This window comes from Vibrio sp. 1069 (assembly GCF_033340555.1).
The window spans coordinates 1-663 of the sequence record NZ_JAWOWP010000452.1 but is presented as its reverse complement, the minus strand read 5'-3'; the positions used below and the strand labels follow the sequence as shown (position 1 = coordinate 663).

Sequence of the window (663 nt, the reverse complement as noted above, 5' to 3'; positions counted from 1 at the left end):
ACGCTGCTTGAAGAGCCGAAATCGATCATCAAGAAGATCAACAAAGCGCAAACCGATACCGAAACGCCACCAAGCATTCGCCATGATGTTGAAAACAAAGCGGGTATTGCAAACCTAATGGGTCTTTACTCTGCAGCGACAGGCATGAGCTTTGAAGAGATTGAAGCGAAATACAAAGGCGTTGAAATGTATGGCCCATTCAAGAAAGACGTGGGTGAAGCGGTTGTTGCGATGCTTGAGCCAATTCAAGAAGAATACCGTCGTATTCGCGCAGATCGCGCGTTTATGGATGAAGTGATGAAGCAAGGCGCGGAGAAAGCATCGGCTCGCGCGGCGGAAACACTGAAAAAAGCATACGAAGCTGTTGGTTTTGTTGCTCGTCCGTAATCTCAAGTAATCCAATACCCAAAAAGCTCCACTTCGGTGGAGCTTTTTTTATGTGCTGAGAAAATTACTCAAAGGGCGTGTTGTCCATACAGCGCTCCATATCATAGTACTCAACGCGGCCACGAGCGCCTAAAAACGACGATTTCACCACCATCCCACGATCCACATAATTAGTGAGGAAAACACAGGATATCTCGTAACTTAACTGTTTGATTTTATATGGCTCCCAGTAATAGTCTGGTCCAGGCAGGCGGGCACGAAAAGAAATGACACCAT

Annotated in this window: 2 pseudogenes; one reads left to right on the top strand and one right to left on the bottom strand. The window is 46.6% G+C overall.

Annotation, left to right across the window (positions count from 1 at the left end):
* Nucleotides 1-387, top strand: a pseudogene (locus R7040_RS27080) (tryptophan--tRNA ligase); the annotation flags it as partial.
* Nucleotides 388-451: 64 nt separating this feature from the next.
* On the opposite strand, the pseudogene R7040_RS27075 reads toward R7040_RS27080, so the two are convergent.
* Nucleotides 452-663, bottom strand: a pseudogene (locus R7040_RS27075) (hypothetical protein); the annotation flags it as partial.